The sequence below is a fragment of the Bartonella massiliensis genome, from assembly GCF_902150025.1.
Lineage (GTDB): Bacteria > Pseudomonadota > Alphaproteobacteria > Rhizobiales > Rhizobiaceae > Bartonella > Bartonella massiliensis.
Genome location: NZ_CABFVS010000006.1, coordinates 1 through 6,014, shown reverse-complemented (window position 1 = coordinate 6,014; position 6,014 = coordinate 1). Strand labels below are relative to the sequence as shown.

Annotated in this window: 6 protein-coding genes; 1 reads left to right on the top strand and 5 read right to left on the bottom strand. The window is 39.5% G+C overall.

Annotated features, from left to right (window positions below; translation table 11 throughout):
• Window positions 1-364: 364 nt before the first annotated feature.
• Entirely contained in the window at window positions 365-688 is a 324-nt protein-coding gene (locus FNZ60_RS02135; RefSeq protein ID WP_142416092.1) for a hypothetical protein, read from the top strand.
• Between the two features lie 1,674 nt (window positions 689-2,362).
• On the opposite strand, the gene FNZ60_RS10010 is transcribed toward FNZ60_RS02135, so the two are convergent.
• From FNZ60_RS10010 to FNZ60_RS10380, 5 genes are all read right to left on the bottom strand, one after another.
• The gene (locus tag FNZ60_RS10010) at window positions 2,363-3,004 is read right to left on the bottom strand and encodes a DUF6990 domain-containing protein (RefSeq protein ID WP_246054700.1); all 642 of its coding nucleotides are present in this window, start codon (window positions 3,002-3,004) and stop codon (window positions 2,363-2,365) included.
• Window positions 2,970-3,413: a hypothetical protein gene (locus tag FNZ60_RS10005; RefSeq protein WP_246054699.1), complete on the bottom strand. Its 444-nt coding sequence runs from the start codon at window positions 3,411-3,413 to the stop codon at window positions 2,970-2,972. Before FNZ60_RS10005 ends, FNZ60_RS10010 begins: the two co-directional genes overlap by 35 nt.
• Before the next feature lie 184 nt (window positions 3,414-3,597).
• Window positions 3,598-3,966: a hypothetical protein gene (locus tag FNZ60_RS02125; protein ID WP_142416091.1), complete on the bottom strand. Its 369-nt coding sequence runs from the start codon at window positions 3,964-3,966 to the stop codon at window positions 3,598-3,600.
• A 712-nt stretch (window positions 3,967-4,678) separates the two neighbouring features.
• Window positions 4,679-5,230, bottom strand: a complete 552-nt coding sequence (locus FNZ60_RS02120; RefSeq protein WP_142416090.1) for a hypothetical protein — start codon at window positions 5,228-5,230, stop codon at window positions 4,679-4,681.
• A gap of 396 nt (window positions 5,231-5,626) precedes the next feature.
• Entirely contained in the window at window positions 5,627-5,761 is a 135-nt protein-coding gene (locus tag FNZ60_RS10380; RefSeq protein WP_281280231.1) for a hypothetical protein, read from the bottom strand.
• Between the last annotated feature and the right edge of the window lie 253 nt (window positions 5,762-6,014).

Sequence of the window (6,014 nt, the reverse complement as noted above, 5' to 3'; positions counted from 1 at the left end):
CACAACACGTGCACCCTTCCCCTTACGGGTTTGACACAACTTTCATCATATCTTATTATTCTTTATGAACCCTCATTTTTATAAATCGCTCAATGGCACAAAAAAGTTTGACGTTTGTCAGCATTTCTTTTGCCATGCATCTTACGAGATTCCACTTCCGGACAAAGTTTTTAAACCCTTTTCACATCCACAAATAAGAATCTAAAAGAATTGATTAAGGCAACTAAGCGCAAATTTTGTCAATTTGTAGGCAAACCATATTCTTTTTTATGATTGTTGTATTTTTACTATAGTTATTTGAACTGAATTTATGTATAACTCATATCGATATTTATTAATTGAAATAAATATAGGATGAAGAATGATGAATATCAGATATTTTTTCATAGCGGGAGCCGTTACAAGTGGTTTAGCTCTTGCAATTCAAAAGTCTGATCGTATAGTCAATCAACAGCCCTCTCCTATTGTTGCTCCTTATACTGTTGAAAAAATACGTTTACAGTTTTCCAAACAAATAAGGATCCCATCGGATACATTGAATATACTGAAAACAGCAAATAGAACTGCATCAGAACAAGCATCAATAGATGATATATATGCAAAAGGTAAAAGTTTATTGAATGCAATTGCTAGTTTTTTAGGCGCACTGATGATATATTTTCTGCAGATGATTTCTGCGAGAGTATAAGATATAAAAGTTTTTTGAAATAAAATTATATACAGTTTGTATATAATAAAAACAAAGGCCCTTTTAAAATAGGGCCTTTGTTTTAATTTGTATTGTATTGTATTGTTACTATCCCAAAATCAACCGTTTAAGAACAGCACTTTTTTCCCCTCGCAAACAAGTGAAGTTAAACCCCAAGCTCTCACTCTAGCTCCCAAATTTTTTCCCCCACCGCTTTCATCAATGATGAGTCTACAATTCTGCTATTTTTCCAGTGCATATCCCTGTTTTTAACAAAATGCCCCCTAAAAGCAAAAGCCTCCTAAGGTAAAAAGTCTCTATCACACTCCCTCCATTTCCAATACTGTTTTAATCAATAAGGATCTATCCAGATTTTTCTTCCAGTTCTTCCCTCACCCCCTCTTTTATTTTCAAACAAATTTCTCTATAGACCACGCCATAGATTAATTTCCAAGCCATTGATTGCCAAGCCGTCATCAACAAAATGCCAAAAATATGTAAAGAAAATACCCTAAATTTTTTATCCCCCTCCCCGACAGTGAAACGTTCTTAAAAGCTCGATAAGCTCTGCTTCAAGAAGACAAAAAGCTCAAGAGTAAAAGAGCTTAAAACTGTCCCAAACCGCTCTTTTACCTTTCTCGCCTCGCAAATGAGTAAAGTTAAGCCCCAAGCTCTTATTCCTCAAAGGACGATATTGTGTCATAATGCAATAAGATATTGATTTATATAGATATATCTAGCGTTATTCAACTTGAATTGAGAGTCTTGAAAACCGTAAGATTCTCTTATGTCAACTCTCTCTCACGTTGAATCAAACAAAATCATTTGCTTGCACATTACAAGCAGCATGAATGTGTGAGTAAAAACTGTATAAGAAAAAATGCTCATTTACGAATCGTCTTACAAGCCCCAAAAGCGGTCTCGCAACACTTCAAAGGCTGGCAAAATATATCATGCGTGTGATGATACCGGCTTGCTCCTGATCCTGATCAAGCATAAAGAGGGGGCCTCAATGTTCTCCACCCAAAAGAACAAGTTCTCCACCCAAAAGAATAAAATTTTTTAACCTGTGGTCACTTCTGTAAAAAAATCCAGTTTTTTCTAAAGCGTTTTTGCCTATTGCACACTTTAATCACCACACTAAGACAATGTTTTCATAAACTCTATGGACAAAGGCTCTATGGACAAATCGTGCCCTCAAAGTTTCATCACATACTTTTACAAAAAATCTCACACACTTTTACAAAGAACATTGGAATGTATAAAATATCACCACCCCTGAAACAACGGTGCTTTACCAAATCAATCATGATGTCTTAATAAGATATTTTTATTCAGTAGAATATTTTCTCATCTCTAGAGCATTTTTTTACAGCAACAAAGCGCCTTTACTTTTGAAAAAAAAGAAGAGACTTAAAAAAACAAAAAAGGGAAAAATTGACCCTCTCTTAAACTGTGCCTTCTCATCTTGAAAAACACATTATTTTCAGCTTATTTAAAAAAAACGTGCTGTTCTTCTTGATTTTTTCAAGCCCTTTATTGTGCTTGTATTGCCTTTATTATGCTTTGGGATCAAAGCCTCTCAATCATGAGACTTAACTTCTTTTAACAAGAGTGTTTATTCTTTCAAATAAAAGAGGCTTAAAAGTGATTTTCTTCAACAAGTGCGTAAAATTAATCAATTTTTATATCCATAAATGCAGGCTCACCATCTTTGATATAAGTAATATCAGGAGAATGTTTTACCCCCTCTGCTTCAAAGACGCATGGTTCATCACTCACATCGTATCCCTGTTTTCTTAATTCTTGTTTTTTCTCCTCGACTATTTTTTGATGAAGATCTCTTTTTTGATGACATAAATTAGGATCTCTCACTCTGAAAAACTGATAGTCCTTCACTTCTATAGAGCAGATTTTTGCCACCCATTCCAACAGATCATAACTAAATTTTCCTGCCTTTTTCACTTCTTGAGCCATCACCATCGCGCGTTCCAAATGGACTTTTTCAATGGTTTCATCAAAGCCAAGCCTCTCGCCTACCGAAAAACTTTTGTCATAAGAAGCTAACGTCTCCACATCCCCCAGCAAGGCAAGCGCAGCAAGATGCAGCAGAGCATAAGGAGCCAACTCTGCTTCACCCGTTGACCATGCTAAAGAGTCTTTTTCCCAAGGTGAAATGCTATATTGAGAACGAAACATTTCATGCAAACTATCATCTTCCATGAGCCATTTTAAAGTTTTGTCCAGTTCTTTCTTGAAACGCTGGGCACTCACTTTTTCTTCAAAAATTTCTAATCCATTGGGCACAAAATTCATAAATACCGTTGGCAAAACCCCCAGAATTATGCGGATTAATCGTCCAACAAGCCGCGGCAAAAATACCACTCATCACGACAAGTCCGCGATCAAAGGGGGAAAATTCTTCTATGTGTTTCTCATTATAGAGAAAGTGCACTTCGCGATCCGGTAAAAAGAGCATGGCCACATGATCCCCTTTTCTCATCAATTCCACGGACCACCCCAAGCTTTTCAACAGCACTGTTGCACTTTCCATTGTGAGAATTTCATTATCATCGACCAAGAGCTCTTTCATCCCCGTACTGCCTTTTTCCTTTTGTTGCAAACACCTCTCCTGCACCTTGGCTTCATCTTTCCAAAACTGCTGCATTGCCAGATCATTTTCTTGAAGCACTCTTTCCAACGCGCCTTTCACTTGGGAATTCATTTTCATCCGTTTAAAGACAGAGGCATAAAGAGCCAAAACCAGCAATGATAATGACCATGAAAACAGCAATCATCACCCAAAACTCGGGCTCCAAGAAAAGTACGGCTATAGGATTACGGTCCATTTTTCCCTCTCACTGTTTATTAAAGCCCTTATCACTTATTAAAGCCCCTCTTACTCTTTGTTAAAGCCTATGCGACAGAGAGTTTATTTGCTCTCGCACACGGATTGCTTCTTCTCGTTTCTGAATATTTTGGTGCAACGCACCCGTCACGTTGCGACGCATTCGGAACATAACCGGAATCAATAAAAATGCACAGACCATTATAACTAACGTCGCCTTAAAGAGAACAAAATGCACAGCATAGTGCCACCCTGTCAGCTGCCAATTTAAGACATCTGGTATTGCTAAAATCATTCTCCACATGATAATAAGAACAGCAATAGCGAAGATAATCTTATAATCCTTTGCTGAGAGCAGCGCTTGCTGAAACGAAAAAGAATGTGCTGATTGATGCGTTTCTTGCTCCGATACCCAATTTTGCTCCTTCATTTTTCCCCTCTCATTCTTTGATAAAAGCCCCTCTCACTGTTTATGAAAGCCCCTCTTACTCTTTAATAAAATCTATATGACAGAGAGCTTATTGGCTCTCATACAAAAGATGATTTCTTCTTGTTTCTGAATCTTTTTTTCAATTTACGCAATGAAGATGCATACGCCCCCTAAACTATCACCAGAATCCATAAAAGTGTACAGACCGTTATACTCATAAAAATCATAAAAAATAACAATATGCGTGCTATTTTTCCCCCTTCTTGCTTGCCGCCACGCCCAAAAGTCTGATATCCTAACATTCTTTTTGTACAAGATAATGATAAAGGCAACGGTATAATTCTTTGACTAAAAAAACACTTACGGAAACAAAAAAAGCGTGATTTTTGATTCCCCGTTGAATTTTTCCCCCTTCATGGCTCGTGCCTTTTTACCCAACAAGCTTACCCAACAAGCGCCTTTCTTTTCTCACACCCGCTCTTTTTAAGCACCACTCTTTTTAAGCACCACGAAAAGTGCAATGCCTGCTCTTCCTTGTATTTTTGCATAGACCAGCCCGTTTTTTTTAAAAAACGCTCTTGCTCTTCAAATGATTAAGAGCATCGGTCGTATATCCTAAACGACTATGAGCTTCTTCCCCCCCTCTTTACTTTTCCCCTCTCAGCGTACTTTGTCACGCAAGCTGCAACACATGGTCTTTTGCCCCTCACGATCACGGTGCAAAAGCTCTGTTCGGCTTTTGTCTCACATGTTTCAATGCTCGCTTTACGCGACAATACAGTCTTATACGCTTGAAAACAAAATAATAAAACTCTAAAATGAGCATCATAATACCTGCCGAAAAAGACAGTGTAAACAAAACGATAAAGCAAAGGAATGCGATAAAAAAAGGGCTTGTTTTTTCTCTATCATTATTATTTTTTCGACCCATTATTTGACCCTGTTGCCGCAGAACTTCATCCAACTGCTGAATCTGTTTTTTCAACCAATGCGTTAAGATAAGACAAAGCCCCCATAAAACAGGCATCAAGACCAACACACAGAGCATGAGAACTTCACGCAGTATAAAAAATGCCAACAAAGTGCTATCTTGCGATGCAGTCAACGACCACTTGAATTCCAGGAGTATCAAAAGACTCTTATGACAAATTTCAATAAGAAGAGCGATAAGAGCAATAATAATATGGTCTTTACAAGAAAGAAATGACTCTTCAAGAGCAAAAGAACGCGGTTCTTGATTCCTCGTTGAGTTTTTCCCCTTCATTGGTTCTGCCTTTTACACAACTGTTTACGGCTCCTTTTATGAAAACACACATAATCTCTAAAGCAAAATCCGTTATCCGCAAAATCCATTACCCCCAAATTCAGTGTCATCAAAGAGAACACGCCATAAATACACCTTATCCCTATCTGTGATACCCTTCGCTGTTTTAAAGACACCTCTTTCAAAATACGCCAACCTCTTTTGCAAGATCACGCATGAAAAGAGTATAATAACTCTCGCCTGATGAATAAACAACCCCCTTATCTATCACGCTTATGGCTTTAATAAAATGTGTCATCCATCACCCTTCCATATGCCCCCTACGAACAAGCTCCTCCGACAGACAACCTTACCCCACCGCCAAACTCCCCTTCCTCTGCCCCCCTTCACGCCCCCCTATCCACATCGCCCCCCCCTATCCGCATCGCTACGCCTTCCTATCTCCATCGCCATCGATAACCTGCACCACCCCGCCCGATAAGCCCCCTTCACCACAAGCCTATCTCCACCATCACGGCTCTCCGTATCCACACCCTATTCCCCTACCACAAGCATCCTATCCGCCCCACGGACAGCCATACCAGCCTTCACGACAAGCCTATGCACCGCCACGCCCCCTATCCACACCGCTACGCCTTCCTATCTCCATCGCCATCGATAACCTGCACCACCCCGCCCGATAAGCCCCCTACACCACAAGCCTATCTCCACCATCACGGCTCTCCGTATCCACACCCTATCCACCTACCACGCGCCCCCACCGCACCGCCACGCCCCCCTATCC

Excerpts from the sequence above, each read along its gene's own strand:
- FNZ60_RS10010 (WP_246054700.1), bottom strand. The coding sequence starts at position 3,004 with ATGAATTTTGTGCCCAATGGATTAGAAATTTTTGAAGAAAAAGTGAGT.
- FNZ60_RS10005 (WP_246054699.1), bottom strand. The coding sequence starts at position 3,413 with ATGAATTCCCAAGTGAAAGGCGCGTTGGAAAGAGTGCTTCAAGAAAAT.
- FNZ60_RS02125 (WP_142416091.1), bottom strand. The coding sequence starts at position 3,966 with ATGAAGGAGCAAAATTGGGTATCGGAGCAAGAAACGCATCAATCAGCA.
- FNZ60_RS02135 (WP_142416092.1), top strand. The coding sequence starts at position 365 with ATGAATATCAGATATTTTTTCATAGCGGGAGCCGTTACAAGTGGTTTA.
- FNZ60_RS02120 (WP_142416090.1), bottom strand. The coding sequence starts at position 5,230 with ATGAAGGGGAAAAACTCAACGAGGAATCAAGAACCGCGTTCTTTTGCT.